Annotated in this window: 3 protein-coding genes; 1 reads left to right on the top strand and 2 read right to left on the bottom strand. The window is 59.4% G+C overall.

The window, feature by feature from the left end; all coding sequences use genetic code 11:
- Window positions 1-155: hypothetical protein (locus tag NW819_RS11285; protein WP_414413798.1), on the bottom strand; the 155-nt coding region annotated here is incomplete at its 3' end.
- 60 nt (window positions 156-215) lie between these two features.
- A complete protein-coding gene (locus NW819_RS11280) occupies window positions 216-743 on the bottom strand; it encodes a hypothetical protein (RefSeq protein WP_414343236.1) in 528 nt (175 codons plus the stop codon).
- A gap of 230 nt (window positions 744-973) precedes the next feature.
- Here NW819_RS11280 and NW819_RS11275 point away from each other — a divergent pair.
- Window positions 974-1,573: aldo/keto reductase (locus tag NW819_RS11275; RefSeq protein WP_414413797.1), on the top strand; the 600-nt coding region annotated here is incomplete at its 3' end.

The raw sequence follows: 1,573 nt of genomic DNA, 5'->3' as shown, positions 1-1,573 counted from the left end.
CTCATGGTGCCGGGATCCACATTGATGTAGGGATCCAGCTTCAAAATCGACACCGTGTAGTTGCGGGATTTGAGCAGGCGACCCAAGCTAGCCGCCACAATGCCTTTGCCGATGCTGGAGACCACTCCACCGGTGACGAAGACAAACTTGGTCATACCCCGGATCCCTCGCCCTTTTCTGATTATGCCAAGGATGGCAGGGATCCCAGGCTGCCGTCAGCGGCGGGAGCGGATGGGGCCGTTGTAGAGGATGGTGGTTTGAAAGGTGCGCCTGTCCACCCGCACCTGGGTTTCAATGCTGGGCTGGACAAAGCCGGGCTCTCCCCCCCGGAAGGTGAAGATCCAAGCATCTTCAAACTCTTCAAACGGCGAGTCGATGGCTGCCCCGTGCATGGAAGCTTCGGCGCGATAGCGCTGCAGGCCCCCATTGGCGATCTCGGCAGCTTGGCGGGCCAGGTTTTTGGCGCGGTTGAGATCCCGGAAGTAGCGGCTGATCTCCTCAAAACTCCCCCTGGGCAGCGGTCGCTGGGGAGCAGGGGTTGCCGGCACAGGCCGGGGATCCGGCACAATGGGCAGGGTGGGAATGTCCGGGCTGGGGGGCAAGGGTTCGACGGGGATGGGAGTTCCAGAGGGGAAAAGAGGGGTGATCACCTGCGCTTGGGCAGCCCTTCCAGCCAGAAGGGATCCCCACAGGAGAGCCATACCGACGGAGCTGACAGTAGAGACAAGAAAAGTGGGCTTCATGGAGCCATTCCTCGCAAAAGTTCTGGGTTGAGAGACGCTGCAGCTCTTGAATGGGATCCTATCGATTCAGTTCCTTACAACAGCAGAGTCAAAAGCCTCTCCTCTCCTTCCAACCCCGGTCACAGGCTTGGGTCGTTCACGCAACCTCGGCTGCTGTCAGCAATGTCTGCTAGATTTTTGGAGAGGATCCCTGGCCACAGTGGGAGGATCGGGGTTCAGCAGGAGCAGCCATGGAGTTCGTCACCCTCGCAGATGCAGGGCTAAGGTTGAGCCGGGTGGGCCTGGGCACTTGGGCGATGGGCGGCGGCTGGTGGGGCCCTTCCGACCGCCAGGAATCTTACACCACGATTCGCAAAGCCATTGATTTGGGCATAACCACCTTCGACACCGCTCCCATCTACGGACTGGGTGTTTCGGAGGAAGTGCTGGGGCAAGCGATCAAAGACTCAGGTTGCCGCGATCGGGTGGTTCTCGCCACCAAAGCGGGACTGGAGTGGACAAACAACAAAGTGGTGCGCAACTCCAGCCTGCCTCGCTTGGCCCAAGAACTGGAGGATTCTCTGCGCCGCTTGCAAACAGATGTGATCGATCTCTACCAAATTCATTGGCCGGATCCCTTGGAACCGATCGAAGAAACGGCGGCGTTTCTGGGGCAGTTGCTGCAGCAGGGCAAGATCCGCGCCATTGGGGTCAGCAACTTTTCCCCCGAACAGATGGATCGGTTTCGCCAGGTGGCTCCTCTGCACACCGCCCAGCCCCCCTACAACCTGTTCGAGCGGCAGATTGAAGCAGAGGTCTTGCCCTACTGTCGAGAGCATGACTCTAGTCAA

This window comes from Synechococcus sp. R8-2, assembly GCF_047461715.1.
Taxonomy (GTDB): Bacteria; Cyanobacteriota; Cyanobacteriia; order Thermostichales; family Thermostichaceae; genus Thermostichus.
This window is presented reverse-complemented; position numbering and strand designations above follow the sequence as displayed.

What these genes read in the sequence shown, in the direction of transcription:
- NW819_RS11280 (WP_414343236.1), bottom strand. Translation starts at nt 743, where the DNA reads ATGAAGCCCACTTTTCTTGTCTCTACTGTCAGCTCCGTCGGTATGGCT.